16 protein-coding genes and 2 pseudogenes are annotated in these 21,268 nt (G+C 37.7%); 5 read left to right on the top strand and 13 right to left on the bottom strand.

The features are described 5' to 3' along the window. Window positions 1-99: 99 nt before the first annotated feature. From AC1DVK_RS08840 to azlC, 3 genes and pseudogenes are all read right to left on the bottom strand, one after another. Window positions 100-273 (bottom strand): annotated as a pseudogene (locus AC1DVK_RS08840) (IS4 family transposase); the annotation flags it as partial. 115 nt (window positions 274-388) lie between these two features. Beyond that, window positions 389-721 carry a branched-chain amino acid transporter permease gene (locus tag AC1DVK_RS08835; protein WP_477626307.1) on the bottom strand — a complete coding sequence of 111 codons (333 nt, stop codon included), beginning with the start codon at window positions 719-721 and terminating at the stop codon, window positions 389-391. Then, window positions 718-1,428: an azaleucine resistance protein AzlC gene (gene azlC, locus AC1DVK_RS08830; protein WP_061464676.1), complete on the bottom strand. Its 711-nt coding sequence runs from the start codon at window positions 1,426-1,428 to the stop codon at window positions 718-720. The genes AC1DVK_RS08835 and azlC overlap by 4 nt, the downstream gene beginning before the upstream one ends. Before the next feature lie 217 nt (window positions 1,429-1,645). Between azlC and AC1DVK_RS08825 the strand changes: the two genes are divergently transcribed. Beyond that, window positions 1,646-3,040: an aminotransferase-like domain-containing protein gene (locus AC1DVK_RS08825; RefSeq protein WP_410863785.1), complete on the top strand. Its 1,395-nt coding sequence runs from the start codon at window positions 1,646-1,648 to the stop codon at window positions 3,038-3,040. Window positions 3,041-3,320: 280 nt separating this feature from the next. Here AC1DVK_RS08825 and AC1DVK_RS08820 read toward each other — a convergent pair whose 3' ends face one another. The 3 genes from AC1DVK_RS08820 to AC1DVK_RS08810 all read right to left on the bottom strand — a co-directional run bounded on the left by AC1DVK_RS08820 (window position 3,321) and on the right by AC1DVK_RS08810 (window position 6,927). Beyond that, the gene (locus AC1DVK_RS08820; protein WP_410863783.1) at window positions 3,321-4,922 is read right to left on the bottom strand and encodes a sodium:solute symporter family protein; all 1,602 of its coding nucleotides are present in this window, start codon (window positions 4,920-4,922) and stop codon (window positions 3,321-3,323) included. Further along, complete coding sequence (locus tag AC1DVK_RS08815) at window positions 4,923-5,063, bottom strand: hypothetical protein (RefSeq protein ID WP_155726506.1); 141 nt, start codon at window positions 5,061-5,063, stop codon at window positions 4,923-4,925. 97 nt (window positions 5,064-5,160) lie between these two features. Next, window positions 5,161-6,927 (bottom strand): sigma-54 interaction domain-containing protein, encoded by a 1,767-nt coding sequence (locus AC1DVK_RS08810; protein WP_410863782.1) that lies wholly within the window; start codon window positions 6,925-6,927, stop codon window positions 5,161-5,163. A 336-nt stretch (window positions 6,928-7,263) separates the two neighbouring features. Here AC1DVK_RS08810 and AC1DVK_RS08805 point away from each other — a divergent pair, with 336 nt between their 5' ends. The 3 genes and pseudogenes from AC1DVK_RS08805 (at window position 7,264) to AC1DVK_RS08795 (ending at window position 10,327) form a co-directional block, all read left to right on the top strand. Beyond that, on the top strand, window positions 7,264-9,222 hold the full coding sequence (locus tag AC1DVK_RS08805; protein ID WP_477626306.1) for an oxidoreductase: 1,959 nt from the start codon (window positions 7,264-7,266) through the stop codon (window positions 9,220-9,222). A 530-nt stretch (window positions 9,223-9,752) separates the two neighbouring features. Next, a pseudogene (locus AC1DVK_RS08800) lies at window positions 9,753-9,911 on the top strand (helix-turn-helix transcriptional regulator); the annotation flags it as partial. Window positions 9,912-9,928: 17 nt separating this feature from the next. Continuing rightward, window positions 9,929-10,327 (top strand): hypothetical protein, encoded by a 399-nt coding sequence (locus AC1DVK_RS08795; protein ID WP_477626305.1) that lies wholly within the window; start codon window positions 9,929-9,931, stop codon window positions 10,325-10,327. Between the two features lie 191 nt (window positions 10,328-10,518). Here the strand turns inward: AC1DVK_RS08795 and AC1DVK_RS08790 are convergent, their stop codons facing one another. Further along, window positions 10,519-12,936 carry a DEAD/DEAH box helicase family protein gene (locus AC1DVK_RS08790; RefSeq protein WP_477626304.1) on the bottom strand — a complete coding sequence of 806 codons (2,418 nt, stop codon included), beginning with the start codon at window positions 12,934-12,936 and terminating at the stop codon, window positions 10,519-10,521. Continuing rightward, entirely contained in the window at window positions 12,929-13,255 is a 327-nt protein-coding gene (locus AC1DVK_RS08785; protein ID WP_252296411.1) for a nucleoside triphosphate pyrophosphohydrolase, read from the bottom strand. The genes AC1DVK_RS08790 and AC1DVK_RS08785 overlap by 8 nt, the downstream gene beginning before the upstream one ends. A 119-nt stretch (window positions 13,256-13,374) precedes the next feature. Here AC1DVK_RS08785 and AC1DVK_RS08780 point away from each other — a divergent pair, with 119 nt between their 5' ends. Beyond that, window positions 13,375-13,788, top strand: coding sequence for a (deoxy)nucleoside triphosphate pyrophosphohydrolase (locus tag AC1DVK_RS08780; protein ID WP_477626303.1), 414 nt, complete (start codon window positions 13,375-13,377; stop codon window positions 13,786-13,788). 5 nt (window positions 13,789-13,793) lie between these two features. Here AC1DVK_RS08780 and AC1DVK_RS08775 read toward each other — a convergent pair whose 3' ends face one another. The 5 genes from AC1DVK_RS08775 to AC1DVK_RS08755 all read right to left on the bottom strand — a co-directional run bounded on the left by AC1DVK_RS08775 (window position 13,794) and on the right by AC1DVK_RS08755 (window position 21,191). Then, on the bottom strand, window positions 13,794-16,604 hold the full coding sequence (locus tag AC1DVK_RS08775; protein ID WP_477626302.1) for a DEAD/DEAH box helicase: 2,811 nt from the start codon (window positions 16,602-16,604) through the stop codon (window positions 13,794-13,796). Window positions 16,605-16,907: 303 nt separating this feature from the next. Beyond that, window positions 16,908-17,258 carry a hypothetical protein gene (locus AC1DVK_RS08770; RefSeq protein WP_477626301.1) on the bottom strand — a complete coding sequence of 117 codons (351 nt, stop codon included), beginning with the start codon at window positions 17,256-17,258 and terminating at the stop codon, window positions 16,908-16,910. A 529-nt stretch (window positions 17,259-17,787) separates the two neighbouring features. Continuing rightward, entirely contained in the window at window positions 17,788-18,567 is a 780-nt protein-coding gene (locus AC1DVK_RS08765; protein ID WP_202312385.1) for an SDR family NAD(P)-dependent oxidoreductase, read from the bottom strand. Window positions 18,568-18,629: 62 nt separating this feature from the next. Continuing rightward, window positions 18,630-19,919, bottom strand: coding sequence for an MFS transporter (locus tag AC1DVK_RS08760; protein ID WP_477626300.1), 1,290 nt, complete (start codon window positions 19,917-19,919; stop codon window positions 18,630-18,632). Window positions 19,920-20,114: 195 nt separating this feature from the next. Beyond that, window positions 20,115-21,191: an MDR/zinc-dependent alcohol dehydrogenase-like family protein gene (locus tag AC1DVK_RS08755; protein ID WP_477626299.1), complete on the bottom strand. Its 1,077-nt coding sequence runs from the start codon at window positions 21,189-21,191 to the stop codon at window positions 20,115-20,117. Window positions 21,192-21,268: the final 77 nt, after the last annotated feature.

The following is a 21,268-nucleotide window of genomic DNA, read 5'->3' as shown; positions in this document are numbered from 1 at the left end:
GTAAATTACTAGATACCAAATGATCATTGTTTCAAAACTAGCCAGTAATGGAAAATTAGGCATGACAAAGAAGCCTAATTAAAACACAATTTTTTTTTGCTAGGCAGCCTGTCTGTCCTTCACCGTCGTTTCATACACAACCCCAAGAATATCAAAGACAGTCATCTTCTTATACCGATGGGATTTACGACCATTCTTTTTGAGTAGATGATAAAGCCGATTCAGTATTTTTAAAAGTTCTTCTTTGCCAACTGCCATTGCTTGAAATAATAGTTGTTTCATTTTTCATTGGTACTCTGCTTATAGACGGTAAATCAGATGACCACGGCAGGACTTTGTCTATATATAAAGAATGAGGTGAGAAAGAATGTAACTATTATCAATACTATTAAAAAATCGATTGAACCATAATCATGTAGATAATCGTTCCACCCGCAATAGAGAGAAGCATCTGTTTCTTCCAAAAGTGAAGCAGAGCTACCGTAACTACTCCAATAAATTCAGGGATACCGTGACTACCGGATATTAGGCTTACATCTTTGAAGCAATATATTACTAACAGTCCTAATGTCGCCAAAGGTAACACTTTGCCAAGATACTGAACATATGCTGGTGTGGGTTTACCCGATGGGAAAATAGCGAATGGAAGAAACCTTGTTAGCATTGTCCCTAAGACCACCATAGCAATCGTGAGGATCTGTTGCGTTAAACTCATCATCATATTGTGACCTCCCCCTTTTCTATCGGTTTTCTAAGAATGGTCAGCATCCCCAAAATAGCGGCCATAGCAGGGATGATGAAGGTGTTTCCCCCAAAAATAATAAGGCTTACTGTCGAAAGTCCAAGCCCCACGAGCGCAATTTGGTGTTTTTTCTCTTTCATCCATTGTTCAATGAAGATTACGACAAAGAGAGCAGTCATAACAAACTCAAGCCCTTCGGTGTTAAAATGCACAAGAGATCCAAAAACTCCGCCTATTGTTGCTCCTAAAACCCAATAGAAATGATTGAGAAGAGTTACAAAAGTCATAAACCAGACCTTGTCCACATCTTTTGGAACATTAACGGTACCATTAATGGAAAAAGATTCATCGCACATTCCATAAATCAGATAATATTTTCTCTTCCCTGTTCCCCTATACTTATCAAGCATGGAAATACCATAAAATAAATGGCGTGCATTCACCATTAGAGTTACAAAAAGGGCATTAATCGGATTGAACGCAATGAGCAATAAATTAGCTGCAACAAACTCCATGGATCCCGCAAATATTGTAAGACTCATTATAATTGGGTAAATTGCACTAAAACCCAAAGAGTTCATATAAATTCCATAAGCAATTCCCAAAAAAACAAATCCTGCAAAAATGGGAATTGTAAAAGGAAAGGCCGAACGAAATGCCATCCATATTTGATTTTTTTTGTTCATATGATTCACATCCTAAGAAGTTAGTATTTTTTCAAATTTAACACATTAAATCCATACACTAAACAAGAACATTGTATGGAATACAATGTTCTTCACTGCGGGTTCTAATAGATTTTTTTACTTTCTTATGGGTTCTTTTTTAGAGACGTTCTTTCAACATTCACAAAATCCATACAATAATGCTATTATTGTATGAAAATGTTGAGAGAGGTGACTTATGCCAGTAAATTCATTTGATAATTATCCAATGTCCTGGAAACCTGATAAGAAAGCATTGAAACGCCCTTTTTACTATTCAATTGCGTCTTTACTTGAACAAGATATTATAGAAGGCTTTTTAGCACCTGGAACAAAGTTACCCCCACAACGAGAATTGGCAGACTTTCTTGACCTAAACTTTACAACTATTACCCGCGCCTACAAATTATGCGAGTTTAAGGGTTTGATTTATGCGGTTACTGGAAGGGGGACCTTCGTTGCTCCTAACGCAGCCCGTTCCATTACCATTTCTACAGATAAAAGCACAAACAATATCGATCTTGGTTTTGTAGCCTCTTTTGAGCAAACCAATAATATTGTTGCAGAGAATATAAAGACGGTTTCAGATAAAAGTTATTTGGACCAACTACTGAATTACAATGATCCGACAGGTATCCCTCATCAAAAAAAAGCAGGGCTAAATTGGATGGAATCATTCGGCATTAACGCAGACACAGAGCATGTAGCCATTGTTTCTGGAGCCCAAAACGCATTGGCTATTACATTGACTGCGTTGTTTAAGCCTGGTAATCGTATTGCAATCGATTTACATACATATTCAAATTTCATCGAGTTAGCAAAACTGCTTCACATACAATTAGTACCCATTCCCGGAGATCAATTTGGAATGCTGCCAGATGAACTTGCAAAGCAATGTTCTCAAACTAAGATTCACGGTATTTTTCTAATGCCTTCTTGCAGCAATCCTACCACTGTTATGATTTCAGATTTCAGAAAGCATGAATTGGCTGCAATCATACGAAAGTACCGTTTAATTTTGATTGAGGATGATATTCATGCCTTCCTAACAGCAGGCATTATCTCTGATTATCATCAACCCATGTTTAATTTACTTCCAGATCAAACCGTTTATATATGTGGAACATCTAAATGCATTTGCTCAGGATTAAGAGTCGCCTTTATGGTCTATGGGGATGCTTTTCGCGAGAGTATTTTACAAGCTATTTTTAAGATCAATGTAAAGACGTCCTCTCTAGATGCAGAGATAATCACGGAGCTCATTTTGTCAGGAAAGGCTCATGAAATTGTTTCCCAAAAGAAACAGCTTGCACAGGCTGCAAATGATATTTATTCGGAATATTTCCCTATCGGAAATCCTATGGGACATCCTTTTAGTTTTTATCGTTGGCTTTCTATCCAAGAACATATAGATCCGTTACAGTTGGAAACGGATTTAAGAAAAAAGGGCATTCGAATTTTTCATTCCGATCGTTTTCTTAGCGGACCGACAATACCCAATAAGTATTTGCGTGTTTCACTTTCGTCAACAAACTCATTAGATGAGTTGAAAATTGGATTAGAAACACTTAAAAATTATTTGGATAGTTTATAAAGGCTAAAAGCAACAAAAAAGAGCTCACCATAAAAATGAACCCAAAAAGTTAGACACCTTATTTAATTAGGCAGCCTTGAGGGCATGAACCCGGTAAACTACCGGGCTCATGCCTCTTTATTTCACATTGATTCGTTAATGCTTGCAGTAATGGATATATTCTTCTTGTTTGAAATGCACCATGCTTTCAAATTCTTGAAGATAGAGTAACTCGGATTTAAATTGGCAAAAAAATTAGGTATTGATAAGTTAACCATGCCAGTACATAAGTAAATGTCTATCAATTCATATTTATCGGCCAATAATAAAACACTAGTGTTACCATGATGATCATGACGCCGCTGATCATCAAATAGGTTGGGTATCTGCGGGTGATGTTCATTTCTTTTTGCTCGTCTATTTCAATGGGGGTTTGCAGGATATTTGCTTGAAACTCCCTTTCTTCGATGGTGATCGTTCCATACTTGGAGCCAATGATGAGTGCACCTATGCTTAAGATTAAACCTATGATGACAGGATTGAAGTAAACGGGAAGGCTTATTCCGAACATGCCGAGGCTTTCTCCGAGAATCACGCCAAAGAAGCCGAATACGATGCTCCAAAAGGCTCCTTCTTTCGTTACCTTCTTTGAAAATATGCTTGATATGGCGATCGGTCCCCAGGATGCTGCGAATAATGTGGCCGCAAAGTAGCCGATCCACATGACGGCAGGCGGCTGGAACAATCCAATCAATAAGATGATCAAGCTGATCACAACCATGGAAATGCGGCTGGCCCGCAATAGATGGTGATCTGTGTATTCCTTTTTCCGTGATTGTTCCATGATATCCCGTGTAATGCTGCTTCCTATTATCTGAAGGAAGCTCGAACAGGAGGATAATGCCGCAGCCATGATGCCGCTAACGATGATGACCCCAAGCCATGTCGGGACAATATTCATCGCCGCCCAAATGAATACCTTTTCCGTCGGGGCGATATCCGCTTTAATGGTGGTGATTGTCGAGATGCTGATATGGAGGAACAAATAGACGGTCAAAATGGATATGGTTGCCCATACGCCGGCACGGATGGCTACGTGTTCATTTTTTGCCATTAAGTATCGGCTGCTTTGCCATGGACTCACTGCAATGACGATGCCCCAGACCAAGCCCATGATGACTGCCCAGGCCAATGCTTCCCAAGGAGTTCCCATGGTTGCCCCAGGTCCGGTAATGCCATGCCAGCTTAATAAATCAGGCCGTTCAGCCAGGTTTGCCGCTTTAGTAATGGCATCAGGGAATCCGCCTGCCGATTTGATGATATAAGGAAAGCTAAGATACGTTGCGATCGAGAATACAAAGAACATCACGGTATCATTCACCATGACTCCCTTCGCCCCTGAAAGAATGGTAAAGGATGAATAGACTAGCCACATGATCACCAACGCCATTGGATAGGAAACACCGGAAACCTCGGCCAATAATACGGCTGCCCCTTGGGTAACGGCAACTAAGTATGCAGCAATTCCGAGAATTGTCGTGATGGCAGCTGCCAATCTTACTTTCTTGGAATGAAAGCGGTTACCGAAAAACTCAGGAACCGTCAATGATTTGCTTCTTCTTAAATACCTGCCAAACAGGAATACCCCGAATATATAGCCGCTTGCATTAAAAATAACGAGAATAAGCAGCAGGATCGGGTACCCTTCATAGGAAAATCCTGCTTCCCCCATGAAGGATACGGTGCTTAAGAAGGATGCAACAAGTGTACCGGTTATCATCAATGTATTTCCACTTCGTCCAGATACATAATACTCCTCTGAGCTTTTCACTTTCCTGAATAAAAAGATTCCGATCGAGACATAAACGCAAAAGGATACGATAATACCAAGCAGAAAGGCCACTTACATCCCCACCTTTTCTATCGGATCTTTTGCTTTTATTTCTTCTTGATTTCTTTTCATTTTTACTAGGAACACCTTCGTGATCCATCCCATGACAATTAAGGAACCCCCATAGCTTAAAGAAAATATCAGCTCGCCCATTTCTTGACCCCCTTATCAAAATTGAAATAATCAATAGGGTAATATGCAATATCCATACCAACTTTTCTTAATTTTCAGATATTTATAAAGGTCATCGTTATTTATCCTCATCATATACAAATTGGTATTTGCCTAGCTTGCGCATGATCGTCGTTTGACTAACCTCCAGGGCTTTGGCCATTTTTCTGGTTGATTTATATGTAGAAAGGGCTTGTGATAATAATTGCTTTTCCGTTTCCTCTAACGCTTTTTTCAAGGGAATGATTCCTGTTAAATTGACTAGTGCCGTATCTTTGTAGGTTAAATCGGATGGCAGATCCTCTATCGTTACGATCGGTTTTCTAGCCGTGACGACGATTTGTTCAATTACATTTTCCAACTCGCGAACATTGCCCGGGTAATCCTGCAGCTGCAGAATTAACTTGGAATGATCATCGATCGTGATTGATTGACCGTATTTTTCATTGAACTTCTTCAGAAAATAATCGGTTAATAATAGAATATCCTCCTTTCGCTCACGCAGCTGCGGGATTTCCAATGGAACGACATGCAGCCGATAATAGAGATCCTCGCGAAATTGATTATTCTTAATCATTTGCTTCAAGTCTTTATTAGTGGCGGAGATAATCCGAATATTCACCTTTCTCTCCTTGGTTCCCCCTACCTTCATGAATGCTCTGTCCTGGACCAGATGCAGGATTTTCACTTGAATATCGAGCGGCATTTCCCCGATTTCATCAAGAAACAGCGTACCACCATCAGCACTCTCAACAAGACCTTGTTTCCCGTGCTTATTTGCCCCCGTGAATGCACCGCTTTCGTAACCAAACAGCTCGGACTCAATTAATGCCGATGGAATCGCGCCGCAATTAACTTGAATAAATTTCTTATCCTTTCTATTGCTAAGATCATGAATGATTCTTGCTAAAACCCCTTTCCCGACTCCGGTTTCACCATGGATGAAGATCGATGAATCCATTGGGGCGACTTTTTCAGCTAATTCCAAAACCTTTATCATCTTATCCGAATTTGTAATGAAATTATTGAACGAAACGGTTCTCGAATTTTCATGCTGGGTCCGCTGGTTCCTAAGGTTCACTCTGTTCAATTTACTTTTCATCTCAACCAATTCCGTGATATCCCTGGAATTCGAAACAATTCGATATAAGTTCCCCTCCTCATCAAAAATCGGCTTCGCTGTGCAGAATACAGTCACTCCATGCGGATAGGTTTGTTCAGCTGAATGGATCGCTTTCGTTTTCATCGTTTTTAATGTAACCGAATTGACGATCAGCCCCTTTTCGACCAACTCTTTAATGTTCTTATTAATAAAGGCCTCCGGCGGCAGCCCTGTAAGCTTCTTACAGGCTTCACTCACGAACAACGTGTTTCCGTTCTCATCCGTCACGAAAATTTCATCATAACTGGAATGTAAGATCTGCGTTAGCTCCTTTACCTTCCTTCTTGTCACCTCCAGCTCTTCATGCAGTGATACATTTAGACTGATTAAACTCTTAAGCTTCTTTTTAAGCAGAATTTCCCTGACTTCAGAAATCGGATAGCAGCTATATTGGTTATCACTATGTTGAATCACAAAATCATAGGTGCTCATATCCTCTTCACTCAGCTTATCTAAATCCTCCACAACGACAAACGATGTATTAAGGTAAGCCGTGATTTCCTGATTTTGACCCACAATATCCAACTGCTTCAAAAAGAAACCTTCATCCAATATACCGAGGATTTCCAAGTGGTTTTTCATGACAATAAAAGGAGAGGAATTGATTTTCAGTAATGATTTCACATCCAAAATAGAAATATCGGAAAATACAATTAGTGATTCTTTTTTTAAATCCGTACTCACACAATCACCCCATTTTTTGATTTCGAACCGATTTTGTTACACTTTTTGATACGCAAAGAAATATGTGACCCTCTCATAAGCAAGGAATGTCTCTATACCAGCCAAATTTGGACTGAACCTATAATGAATCACCACTTTTCAAAAATGGTTCAGTTTTCTATATATAAGATACTCGATTCATGGGCCATACCCTCTTTTTAAAAGTAAAAAAACTATTTTCATCACCATTCCCGGAACGGCATGGTTATTGCATATTGACCCTGTATAAGGATAGGTAGGGGGCGATCAATGCCTCTATACTCTCATTCTATCTAACATTAGGGAGTGGTCATGGATATGGCTCAATTCAAGAATTTGTTTACCCAATTAACGATCGGTTCTACTGAATTAAAAAACCGGATCTTAAGTACAGCACATCAAACAAATCATGTCACGGACGGAATCCCCACTTCGGATATGGTCGCCTATCATGAGGCCCGCGCAAAAGGGGGCGTCGGATTGATCATCCTTGAAGCGGCATCCGTACATCCATCCGGCATGCTTACGTCGAAAACGATCGCCGGATATGACCAAAGGATTGTCTCTGCCTACAAAGGGCTTTCCGAAACGCTCCATAAATATGGAACGAAGGTTTTCTCGCAGCTATTTCATGGCGGAAGGGAAGTCGTATCGAGCGACTACCGAAATGCCGCATGGGCGCCATCCGCCGTTCCCAGCCTGCGCTTCGGCGTCATGCCAAAACCAATGAGCTTAGAAGATATTGAAGGAGTGATCGAAGGCTTCGCCCATTCAGCACAGCTGGCAAAGGAAGGCGGACTTGATGGAGTCGAAATTTGCTGTTCACACGGATATCTTCCTGCCCAGTTTTGGTCAGTGCATACAAATAAGCGCACAGATCTCTATGGCGGGTCATTTGAAAACCGGATGCGATTCATCGTGGAAATATTGGAGAAAGTATGGGAAAGAGTCGGGGAAGACTTTACCGTCGGCATTCGCATGAGTTCAGATGAACTGACGATGGACGGGACAACGATAAAGGATTCCGTGCAAATCGTCGAATATCTCGCGGAGAAAGTCCGACTGGATTTCATCAATGTCACAGCCGGGGATTCAAGTACCTTTGAGGGATCAACCCATATCGTGCCGCCATCACCGATAAAGCACGCATACCTTTCACCACATGGATTCAAAATCAGGATGGCAGGAGCCGTACCGGTCTTTGTCGGGAATCGAATCGTCGACCCCGTTGAAGCGGAACAGATCGTATCAACCGGAAAAGCCGATGTCGTCGGAATGACCAGGGCCTTAATCGTCGATCCAGACATGCCCAACAAGGCAAAAGATGGCGACCTGCAGGCAATCGATGCATGCATCGGCTGTTTACAAGCCTGTATCGGTCACTATCATAAAGGGCTGCCGATTGGCTGTGTCCAAAACCCGACAACAGGTAAAGAAGCATGGATCTTACCAGAATTAAAGAAAACGAGAAACAAACAAAATGTCCTCGTCATCGGCGCAGGACCTGGCGGATTACAGGCAGCCATAACCGCGGATTCACTAGGTCATTCCGTTACACTGATCGATCAAAGCAAATCAATCGGCGGCCTGCTTCGCACCATGCGCAAAGCACCGATGCGTCATGAACTCGCAGAATCGATGCTCGATAACTATTCTCGGAAATTAATGAGAAGCAAGATACATTTAAAATTAGGAAGGAGCGCCACTGTTCAAGAAGTATCCGAATGGAAACCGGACGCCATCATCTGTGCAACAGGCTCACGGCCCTATACACCAGCCATCGAAGGAATCGATGACCCACGGATCATCATGAGTGATGACCTCTTCAGCTCAACTAAAAAAGTTGGGGACAACGTATTGGTATTCGACTTTGGCGGAGACTGGCCCGGCATGGAAGCAGCCATCTACCTAGCCGAAAAAGGACATGGAGTCACACTCATATCATCACGACTGCACATCGGTGAAACCGTTCACCAATATCTCAGGAATGAATACCTAAAAAAACTATACAACCTAAACGTCACACTCCTTCCCCATTACGACATCGGGGCAATCAAAGAAGATCACGTCATCATCCGGAACCTATTCACCCAACAAAAACAAGAACTAACCAATTGGGACTCCATCGTCCTCTCCCTTGGCCGCATTCCCAATACAGAACTATTCGAAGAAATGAAAGGCCATGCGGCTATTGTAAAACAGATTGGGGATTGCCTTGGACCGCGTACGATTGAGGAAGCTACGCATGAGGGGATGATGAGTGCTATTAGTTTGTAGGGGAAAGAGACATTCCTTTGGGGGATGTCTCTTTTTTTTGATTATATAGGTTAGGCACGACCCTATTTTATTCCTACCTTTTTTTATAATTGAGCACTTTCCAAAAAAATATTAACCAAAGTATAATACAAAAAACTAGCACGTATATATGAAAAATATCAAAGTTAAGAAAGAAGTAAGCAATACTAAATAGGATAGGTAAAAGCAAACTTACAAGTATAGTAGATTTTTTAACAATTTTATATTGTAGGAAGCAAATTCCTATCATGATAATAATAAGTAAATAAAACATAATATCAATCCCTAATAAAATTTTTTCACTCCATAACTTTTGCTTTATCAAGAGCTTTTTTAGCATCAATTATGTCATAGGTATAAAATAATTTTTTCATTTTTACTCTCCTTATCCATAATAGGCAAATTTTATATAACAAGGATAATTATATCATATTACCTATTTTTCACCCATCAAAATCACAACAAAATACCTATTCATGATAAACTAGCAGAAACCATTACATGATTTTACTCAAGAAGAACTTTCGGAACGAATAGGTGTACACAGACAAACCATTGTTGCTTTGGAAAAACAAAAATACGAACCTTCAATAGGAATTGTTTTGATGCTCTCTGCTGTATTAAATGAACCAATCGATAAATTATTCTTTTTAGAAGAAAAAACAGATTAAATTCAGGAGGGATCTTTATGCGTTTGACAAAGTGGATGATTTTAGTTGGTTATATGTGCTTATTCTTAGGCTTTGGATATTCATGTTATTCAATTTTTGTAGATGAAACAGGAAGTAATTTCTGGGTTTTGTGGGGGATAGCTTCTCTTGTTATGGGTTATCAAGTAATTATTTTCTTAGTCGAGAAAAAAAATGATAAGTGGAACAGTAGTTACGTTGTTGCAGATCAACGTATTTTTCGTAAAATTCTAGTATCTCTCTCTATATCATATGTTTTTATTCTGATTTTTTTATTGATTGGAACAATTGGATTCTATAATGATTCCATTTCAGGCTATAATATTTTGGTCGGAGCTATCATTTCAAGTTTGTTGGTTTTTATGATTTCCCAAATTGTTCAAAGTTTTGTAAACTAATCTAAATAAAATTTTGTAAAAAAGTTAGTAAGTCCTCCCTTATAAGATTAAGATTGGAGACGGTCATTAAGCTGCATTACCACTTGAAGCTAAGCAGACGACTACTGCACAAACTTCTGATTTTTAAAACCAACAATAAGGAGTTAGAGACATTCCTTTTGGGAATGTCTCTTTTTGAGGATGGTTTCTTTTTATTTAGCCTTCCGCTCAAAATGATAATGAAGTCGATATTCACAAATATCCTTGGTCATATTAAACAAAACCCTCTGGTCTTCTGGTCTGACATCAAAGTACAGACTGAAAATATCGTCTTCGTAAGAAATCAATCCTTTAGAGCTGCCACTCCACTTAGACATAGGCATAGTTGCAATCAACTTGCTAACTCCATCTTTATCGTAATGCCATAGCTTTTTAGAGGATTTGTCAGCAAAGTCAATTTGTTTTCGATACTCTGTTTCTGTTAAGTAGCTATGAAAGAATGGTGCTGCTTCCTCAGAAGTGATTGGCTTGAACCAACTATCATCTCCACGCTCTAGCATGGCTAGCAGAACGACCATCTTATAACTCTTCGACATACCCGTTTTCTCTACTTCTACAAGCCATTGTTCATATCGATGAAAGATTTCGGATTCAAGTTCTGAAAGCTCGTTAGCATGCTCCAAGAATCCATAATATGAAGAGAATTCCTGACGATACTGCGGGGAATCAGAGGCACCTTTTAAATGCAATTCCAAATAGGAAGGCCTTCTTCCTAATTCCTGCTTTAATATGAGATAATCATTTACTAATTTATCTCGTCTAGGCTGCTTCTTCTTCGCCATTTCCTTTAAGAGGTTTATAACCTGGATATCTAATTTTATATCGCATAACTCAGGAACAATCGGCTCAATAGTTTTCGTCTTTTGCTTGCTCAAATCCGTATCAAACAAACTTAATTTAACATCTGCATTTCGATAATTACCGATTAAATCAATAATAACGCAATGATCCTTGGAGTCATGTAGTCTTAGCCCTCTGCCAATCTGCTGGATAAAGACCGTTAAAGATTCTGTTGGCCTAACAAATAAAAGCGTATCAACAGCCGGGATATCGACTCCCTCATTGAATAGATTGACCGTAAAGATAATATCGAGGGCTCCATCTGCAAGCTGCCTTATTGCATCATCTCTATACATATCTCTTTGTTTTGAATGCAGACTAATTGCCCTATAGCCCTTTTGATTAAAAAAGTCCGAAAGAAAATCTGCTTGCCTAATGGATGAACAGAAACCAATTGTACGTGTTTTTCTTTTGTCCTTCCACGCATTCAATACTTTTTGGGCCATCTCATCCCGTAATTGAAGCTGTAGTAACTCCTTTTTATCATACCGATTTCCTAGCCAAGTAATCTGACTATAATCTGTATCATCATACACACCAAAATATTTAAACGGCGCTAACCAGTTCCTCTGTATAGCCTCAAGGAAATCCATCCGGAATGCTACATTTCCACCACAGATAGCGTATACATCCTTGTTATCATTTCGATCAGGTGTGGCCGTGATTCCAAGCAAAAATTTCGGTTTGAAGTAATCTAGTACTCTTTGATAAGATTCAGCAGCTGCATGATGGAACTCATCGACGATAATCAAGTCAAATTCTTCAGGATCAAAAACTTGAAGATGCCGCTGCATGCTTAACGTGTAAATCGAAGCAAAAATGGTATGTCCATGCCTCTCCTTCACCTTGCCATTATAAATAGAAAAGCTCTCTTCCGGCATAACCGTTTGGAATGACTTCTTAGCCTGATATAGGATTTCTTCAAGATGGGCTATAAACAGCACCCGTTTAAAATTGCGCGCAAAGAACCCGGCTAAATATGTCTTTCCTAATCCAGTGGCCATTACGACTAACGCCTTATCATAATCTTCTTCCATTGTTTTATTTAATTCCTCTAATGCCTCAATTTGTGCAAAGCGAGGATAAATTTTCCCATACGGTGCAGATGATTCATGAATGATTTCTGCTGTCGGAATTGACTCATCAACTTCACTTGGAAGCATTAAATCCATTTCCTCTGTCTCTGTCCACTTTTGAGGAAGATTTGGATTAGTTATATGAAACTTCTCATAGCTTTCTTCATAATTCTTCAACGTTTCTTGATTTAAAGAAATCGTATGGTCACTATAAAACGTTTCTAAAAATAGATGCAGACCTTGAGAAAATACTTCTTCATCATCACTAACAGAAAGACTCCATTCCACTCCATTACTTAAAGCCGAACGTGAAAGATTAGACGAGCCAACAAACAGGCTATCTTGGTTCTCCTTTTGAAATAGATAAGCTTTAGGATGAAAGGATACCCCGTTACTCTTCCATAATCTGACCTCAATCCTTGAATCTATCCCTAATAATATCCTTAATGCTTCTGGCTGGGTCACAAACAAATAATCGCCAGTACACACTTTAATTTCCACTCCACGGTCAGCAGCCGCTTTTAATGCTTCTCTCAAATATTGAACACCAGATTTCATCACAAAAGAGGTCAAAATACAAATAGAAGAAGCAGAATCAATCTGCTTCAATAGGTGTGTCCCTAATTGACCGGTAATTAATTGGACCTTACTCATCTTCAACCTCAATCAGATAAATCTTCTCCTTAAATCCTCCGCGCTTATCTGCTTTGATCTTCCTTACCTTCTCCACTTCCTCGATAGAAGCCCCATGATACTCAGCCAAAGAATGAAGGATTTCTAACACATCGGCCAACTCTTCAATCGCATCCTCTTTACTTTCTGTCTCTACATATTCCTGTAACTCTTCAAAGCTCTTCTTTTTCAATTCTTCTATGTATTCCTTCTCATCTAACACTCTTGTTGTAAACTTCTTACCTGTAGCTTCAATCACTTCTGGAATACGATCACGAACTAATTTATTGTAAACTGGCATAAATTGGCCTCCTTCAAAGTTTATCTTACAATTATATCACTTACCCAAATTTTGTATTTATCACAAACCCCACTTAATCATGATATTATTTAATCATAGCAAACCTATAGGAGGAAAACATGAAAAAGCAAGTTAAAGTAGTTGCAGCCATTATTGAAAATGAAAATGATGAAATACTATGTGCGTTACGCTCTCCAGATATGAGCATTCCGAATATGTGGGAATTTCCAGGTGGAAAAGTAGAGAAAGGCGAAGATATTTTTACTGCTTTAAAAAGAGAGATTGATGAGGAATTACAATGCCAGGTTGAAACAGAGACTTCAATCTTTAATGATAATACGCATGAATATGAAACCTTCATCATTAACTTATTGTCTATAAAATGTAGAATCATTGAAGGCACCCCAACTGCCAATGAGCATTCTAAACTGATATGGTTAAAGCGAGAGAATTTAAGCTCTTTAAAATGGGCTCCTGCTGACATTCCAGCTGTGGAACAATTAATAAACGAAAAAAATAGTCTTCTCAAATGAGAAGACTATACTCTTTTAGTGAATTCAGTATATAAACTAGCCGGAACTTCATTCTCTAATTCCATTGTAACAGTAATTGGCTTTTCCCCTTCATATTCCACCGTGTTACCCTTGCCGATATAAATATAAGGTTCTGTCTTTCCATCTATTTCTTTATACTTTCTAATAAATAAATGTAAATGTATCCCTCTATCCTGGTTGAATACAATATTCTTTCCTCTCTCAGAACTTGGGGCTGTACTATTTGGAGTCTGCCATTGAAAAATGCGTTCGTTTATAAATTCATCGTGGTAATTAATGCTCTCTTTAATATCTTCTTCCTTGTGCAAATCAATAAATAAGAAATAGTCATTTCCATTCGAAAGTAGACCAGAACCCCTAAAGGCACTATGGCTTTTGCGATAATTTGATAGTAATGCGGCATCACCCATTTGATATTGCTCATACAGCTTCAAATGTGGCACACCATAGTAGTCTTCTTTAAATTCCTTTTCATATCTAAAGATTCCATAAATAATAAGATCTTCTATATACGTTCTATATTCATCATTCTGTAGAACCTTTTGATAAGAAGGTGTCTTAGTTAAATGATCATTTTCAAGAGCAAATAACTTAAAGTTCCTCTTTTTCTGACCAGGATCATAAAAATCCTGATTTAGACACTGAAAGGCATGTAATACGCTATCTTCATCTACCTCTTTAACCAACTTCAATATCTCACGTTTTGCGGTTTCTAAAGAAATCTCATCATGGTCCAATAGATATTTAGCTATAGCAAACTCATACACTCGCTTTAAAGGTAGCTTACTCGATAATTCTTTTAATACTCCTTCAAAAGCCTCGTCTAGTAATAACCCTTTTAGGAAGTCGTCTTTTTCAACCTTAGCTACAAATTGCAAATATGTTTTATCGCGATTAATAAACTTAATCGGATCCGGAGCTCCATCAAATTTCATATAATCCATTAATAATAAAGGAATTTTACCTTGATTCATTTTCTTAAATTCAAAATACTCTTCCTTCAAATACTTCAAAGAATTAAAGTTTTCCTTATCAATCTGCGCTAATATCCGTTCTTCAGAAATTTTATCCATTTGAATATGCGTACACCCTGGAATATTTGCAAAGCCAGTTGCAATAGCAACCTTCAAGCTTTCTTTATCATAATATCGACTACCATTTAATGCGATGGCAATTAAGAATGTTTTACTATGATTCCCAATGAAATCAAGTACAGTTAGGAAAGTCTTGTCTTTATGCTTACGAAGTCCTCTTCCCAGCTGTTGAATAAAAACAATCGGAGAATTAGTAGGTCTAAGCATTAAAACGGTATTTACAGAAGGAATATCCACACCTTCATTAAAAATATCAACGGTGAAAATAAATTCTAAATCATCATGGTCATCTTCTAACTTATTTATATAATGTGATCTCAGCTCGACTGAGTCATTTCCAGATAAACAGATACTTTGAATACCCCTACTATTAAATTCTTGTGCCATATATTGTGCATGTTCAACGGTTACGCAAAAACCTAGACCTTTTCTTTTTTCACCGTCATGGCCATAGAAATTCATATTCTTAATAATAAAGTCGACTCTCTCATTAACCTTTAATCTCTTCGTTATCTCTGCTACATCGTCAATATCTACATCACTTAAATCAATTCCCTCAATGTCGGTAATACCAAAATAATGAAAGGGAATAACCAGTTCATCCTCTAAAGCCTCATGTAAACGAACTTCCAAAGCAACATTATTATCAAATAGGTCAAAGACATTTTGTTGATCGCTTCTCTCTGGAGTAGCTGTCATCCCTAATGTGAACTGTGGGTCGAAATATTCTAGCACTGCTTGATAGCTTGGGCTTGTTGCATGGTGAGCCTCGTCAAAAATAATATAATCAAATTCGTCTCGTTTAAATTCCTCGTAGCATTTAGACAAAGTTTGTATGGTAGAAAAAATATAATCAGCATTTTTTTGCTTTTGATTCCCAGTCAGTAATCCAAATGTCAGTTTTTCATTAGGAAGGAGCTTTTCAAAGGTCTCTTTTGCCTTTTTTAATATTTCTTCTCGATGTACAATGAACAGTAATCTTTTAGGCTTGAATCCCTTTACGTCAAAAGCAGACATATACGTTTTACCCGTACCTGTTGCTGCTATAACTAAGGCCTTCTTTTCCCCAAACGATCTAATCCTTTCAAGGTTTTCAACCGCACGTTTTTGCATGTTATTAGGAATGATATATTCAGAGCTTTCATAAATAAATTGCTGCGCATTCGTATAGCCCTTTAATTTACTCAAAAACTCTTCATACTTACTAATGAAATTGTCATCCGCTACAACACTACTATTCCATAAGCCATCATATTCCTTTAGAACATCTTTTAGAAACTGAGCATCCTCTTTAGCAATAATCTCAACATTCCACTCAATATTACTCTTAAGGGCACTTTGAGTAATATTAGAAGAGCCAATAATCACCTTATAACTATCCTTAAATTCAAAAATATACGCTTTAGTATGAAAACCAATCGCCTTATCAGTTTCAAAAATCTTCAAATGGATATTACTAAACTCATTTATTTTCTTTAAAGCCTTCGCTTCAGTAAAATTCAGATAAGTAGAAGTAATAATCTTCCCCTTTACTCCCCTTTTTTCCGCATTCTTGAAAGTATCCAACAACAGCTGAAGACCACTATAATTAATAAAGGCCACACTGAAATAAAACTTTTCACACTCATTTATAGAAGAAATTAATTCATTTAATAAATTACCCTTGTCTGAATTAACAATTAGTTTTTTCTCGATGCTCATGATTTGCTCCTGACTGTGGTTATATAAATAAGAGAATTTTTTAATGTAAATTATACATTTCAATAACTCGTGGAACAATAATACATTATTCTAGTTTGTTTCTAAAAGCGATGATGGTTTCTCTTCAACTATTTTATCAGATAGGAAAATATATTCTATTCTTACTTCTTCAAGTAGTTTAAGTAAGTCTTTATCTTTTTTATAATACATATTTCTTAAAAGACCATTTTTGCTGATATATTATTTATCTTAAATATCCTTAATTGTTATTATTCCAAAACACCAAGAGATGTAAAAAAACTCTTACGTTAGACCATCTATTACCTTTTTTAATTCTTCATATGTACTTGGGTGAGCTATTTTTTTAAGTGAATTTAAAGATATTGTTTTTTGATGGGGGAAATGTATATCTAAGTCTTTAGTTAATACAACGTAAAATTCCCATTGTGTCGTATTTAATGGTTCAATTAATTCTAAGTTTTTCTCCTTTAGTAAACAAAAGACATATATATCAGCATTCCGTTTTACGGTCGGGTTATATTTATTTGTTGTATAATCATATTCTTTTTTTGCCCCAATACTAAAACTGATGTTTGAATATTTTTCCTTATGCCATGCTTGGATATATGCAGAAGATTTCACCTCAATTTTCATGCCTTTATAAACTAAATCATATGCGTCCCATTCAACTCGTAATTGATTTAAACAGCCAATAGCAGTTCCGATTAAAAACTCAGCAAAAATTCCCCTTAGGTTGTTTGTTAATATTTTTGAAAATCCCCATTGCCAGAAATCTAAAATAGTATGGTCTGTTCATAATATTGGAGTTTCTGATTTAAGAGGTTTATCATTATTCATTTATAACCACATCCTTTTATGCACATTCCAGGAAAACTACCAACGTTTCCCAATACATTTTATCTTCCCAATTAATTTCCACATAAACCTGAAGGCATTTCCCGTTGGATGAATCTGCCTTGGTCTCCTTTTGATCTTATAAGGATCCGTCCGTATAAGTGTACATTACGGATATAGCCTTACCTGCATATTCTTGATTGATTTAAACGGCATGAAATTATACATATAATAAAAAAAAGACAGTTTCTCCTAAATAGAAAAACCTGTCCCCAATAGTACCTAATAGATTATGATTGAAACATTAACTTTTTTCTTTATTTTCTTATTACAATGCTGTGTATCCACCATCAACTGTAAATACGCTACCTGTAACAAAAGAAGAAGCTTCTGAAGCTAAATATAAAGCAATTCCCCCTAATTCTTCCGGGGTTCCAGGTCTCCTCATTGGAGTAAGATTCATCCAAGCTTCAACCATTTCACCGCCTCTTTCAAAATATGGTTTTGTTAGTTCTGTTTTCATGTATCCTGGTGCAATTGTATTCACTTTAATATTATGTTGAGCCCATTCCATAGCTAAACTTTTCGTAAGCATGATAACGCCGGCTTTTGAAGTATTATAGGAAGATTGGCATTGCGGCGTATTGGCAATTATTCCAGACATAGAAGATATATTCACAATAGAGCCTTTCTTTTGTTCAATCATTACTTTGCCAACAGCTTTGGATACTAAAAAAACTCCATTCAAGTTAATATTTATTACTTTGTTCCAATCCTCGAATGACATATTTTCAGCTTTTTCATGTACCGTGATTCCTGCATTATTAAACAACACATCAATTTTCCCGAAGTGGTCCATCACCTTCGTTACCATATCGTTTACTTGATCTTCCTTTGTTACATCCATCCTTATTGCAATGGCTTCTATTCCTTCGTTACGTTTGAATTCTTCTGCTGTTTTTTTAGATTCCTCAAGATTTAGATCAGCAATGACAATATGGGAACCAGCCTGTGCCAAAGCCTCAGCCATTGCTTTACCTAACCCCATAGCCCCACCAGTGACAATGGATACCTTATCCTTAAGACTAAATTTATTTAAAATAGTCATTTTCACACTCCTCTAAACCGCCTTTTTGTTAACGCTTTCATTATTAGGGAAAAATGCTTATTTCATTTTGCAATTTCCATTGACTGATTGTCATCTATAAATTTGTTCATAGGTTGATTTACTTTCATAAAATAGGTTAATATAAAACCGAAAATATACAAAATAGTAAATGCCCAAATAGTGCCTTGCACACCTGCAATTGGCACAATCGCTGTTGCTAGGGCAGGTCCAACAAAATTACTCAAACCTGCAGATAAATTGTGCATAGATACAGCTGCACCTTTATGGTTTGGTTCAAGCGTTGGAAAAATAGCAGACATTGGAACGAAAGCAGCAATTGCAAATCCAAAGAAAATAGCTACAAATAATCCTACCCACATATTTGGCCCAATAGACATTGGCAAATAATAAAATAGTAATGTTGCTATAGCCATACCTATGCAACCAAACCATCTTACCTGTCTAACCCAGCCAATTCTATCTCCCAGAAGTCCCCACATAAGGTTTGTGAAAATAGTGGTAGCATATACTGCTCCCCATATACGTAACCATTCTGACATTGTAAATCCAATTTGATCAATAAATACAATCGGTAGAATCACTACAAATCCGAATAGTGAAATTTGATTAATGATTCGCACAACTGAAGCAATGGCAATTTGCGGGTTTTCATATGCAATTGTAATTGCTCTCAACACTTCACGCAATTTGTTATTTTCAGCATTCGTTTCTTTTTTATAACTATCGAAGTTATCTTTTATTAAAAACATTGCCATAAAGCCGCCTATTGCAATAAAGACAATTGCCATCCATAAAGTACCCATAACGCCTATAGCAGGGATTGAAAAACTCGGTAGATAAGTTCCAAAAACCCCCATTCCAACAGAATACATGCACCAAAACCATCCCATCGCAGAAGCCAATTTTTGTTTTGGGGCTGCGTATGCAATCCAAACCACAAACCCGTAAATAAACATTGGATATGCAATTCCTCGTATACCGTACATAGTGATCATCATGGCGAAATTTTCCTGTTCAAGACCTAGAGTTAGAAAACCTATATGGAAAACAATCCAAAGTATAAATCCAAAAATCATTGTACGACGCGGTCCTACTAATTCTGCCAACACTCCTGAAAGCCAAGATGCTATGGCAACAGTGAAACCATATACTGAAAATACCAATGAAGCTTGTTGTGTAGAAAAACCTAAATCTACTATATACTTAGATAAAAATGCTTGCTCAATTCCATCACCTGTCATAAAGAAAGCAATAGCAATATATCCCCATATTAAAGCTATTGGTAGACCAAAGATTTGCTTTGATTGAGAAGCAGATAAACTTCCAGCCATAGTTTTTCCCTCCTAAGGTACTTTTTTATCATTGAGAGTGTTTTACATACTAAATAAAGACTCAGAAAATATGGAGTTCCAGTTCGTAATCTTGAAAAACATTGACATTCAAATTTCAGGCCTGATTTCATAATAACTTGACAAAATGTGTGATTAAAATTGGATTACATAGAATAGAAGAACCCCTTTATTATTCTATGGAATTAAAATAACCTTCAAAGAATCAATCCCCTTTTTCACCATTTCGAATCCCTTCTCAAACTCCTCTAGAGGAAGCTTATGTGTAACTACCCCCTCAGTAGGAATTGATCCAGAAGCTATACCGTTTATTACATTTGGATAGCAGTAAGGTCCTAAGTGGGCACCCAAAATATCAAGTTCTTTTCGATCGCCTATAATACTCCAATCGACAGTTACAGGACTGGAAAATACACTAAATTCGACAAAGCGCCCAAGCTTACGGATTGCATGTAAACCTTGGATAACACTTGCTGGTGCACCACTTGCTTCAATATATACATCGCATCCGTAACCCTCTGTCATACTTTTGATTTCTGCCACCACATCTACCTTTGATGGATTGAGAACGATATCAGCCCCAAATCGTTTCGCAAGTTCCAAACGATCATCACGCATATCTATAGCAACTAGAGTACCAGGTCCTCTTAATTTCGCTGCTGCTACCATCCCTAATCCAAGGGTTCCTGCACCCGAGATAACAACAAAGTCTCCTAATTGAATATTCGCTCGATTGACTGCATGCATGGAACAAGCATATGGTTCAATTAATATAGCTTTTTCAATCGGCAGGTCATGGGGAACTTTATGATTTATAGCATTTACCGGGAACTTCATATATTCAGACATGCCGCCGTTTACATTGGTCTGAAATCCATAAATATCGTGCTTTTCACACATCCAGTATTGTCCATGCTTACAAAAGCGACATGTATTACAAGGTACAATCTGTTCTGAAATGAGACGATCACCAATAGAAAACTCTGTCACACCTTCACCTACCTCGACAACAGTACCAACAAATTCATGACCTGGAATGACAGGGGTTTTCACATAACTAGGTTGACCATCCTCTCCCCCCCAAAACATCGGTGCGCCATCCCATGCTTTTACATCACCAGCACAAATGCCACAGGCTTCTACCTTAATAAGAATCTCTTCTGCTTCAGGGGAAGGTGTATCTACAGTTTCAAGTTTATATTCACCAGGTCCATAACATATAACCGCTTTCATTTTCTCAGATACATTGGACATAATAATTCTCCCTTCTCTTTATCCTCATTTTTAAAAATATTATCTAAAAAGTCTTATCTATATAAAACTCTTAAATT

This window comes from Peribacillus sp. P4_B1, from assembly GCF_056402395.1.
This window is presented reverse-complemented; position numbering and strand designations above follow the sequence as displayed.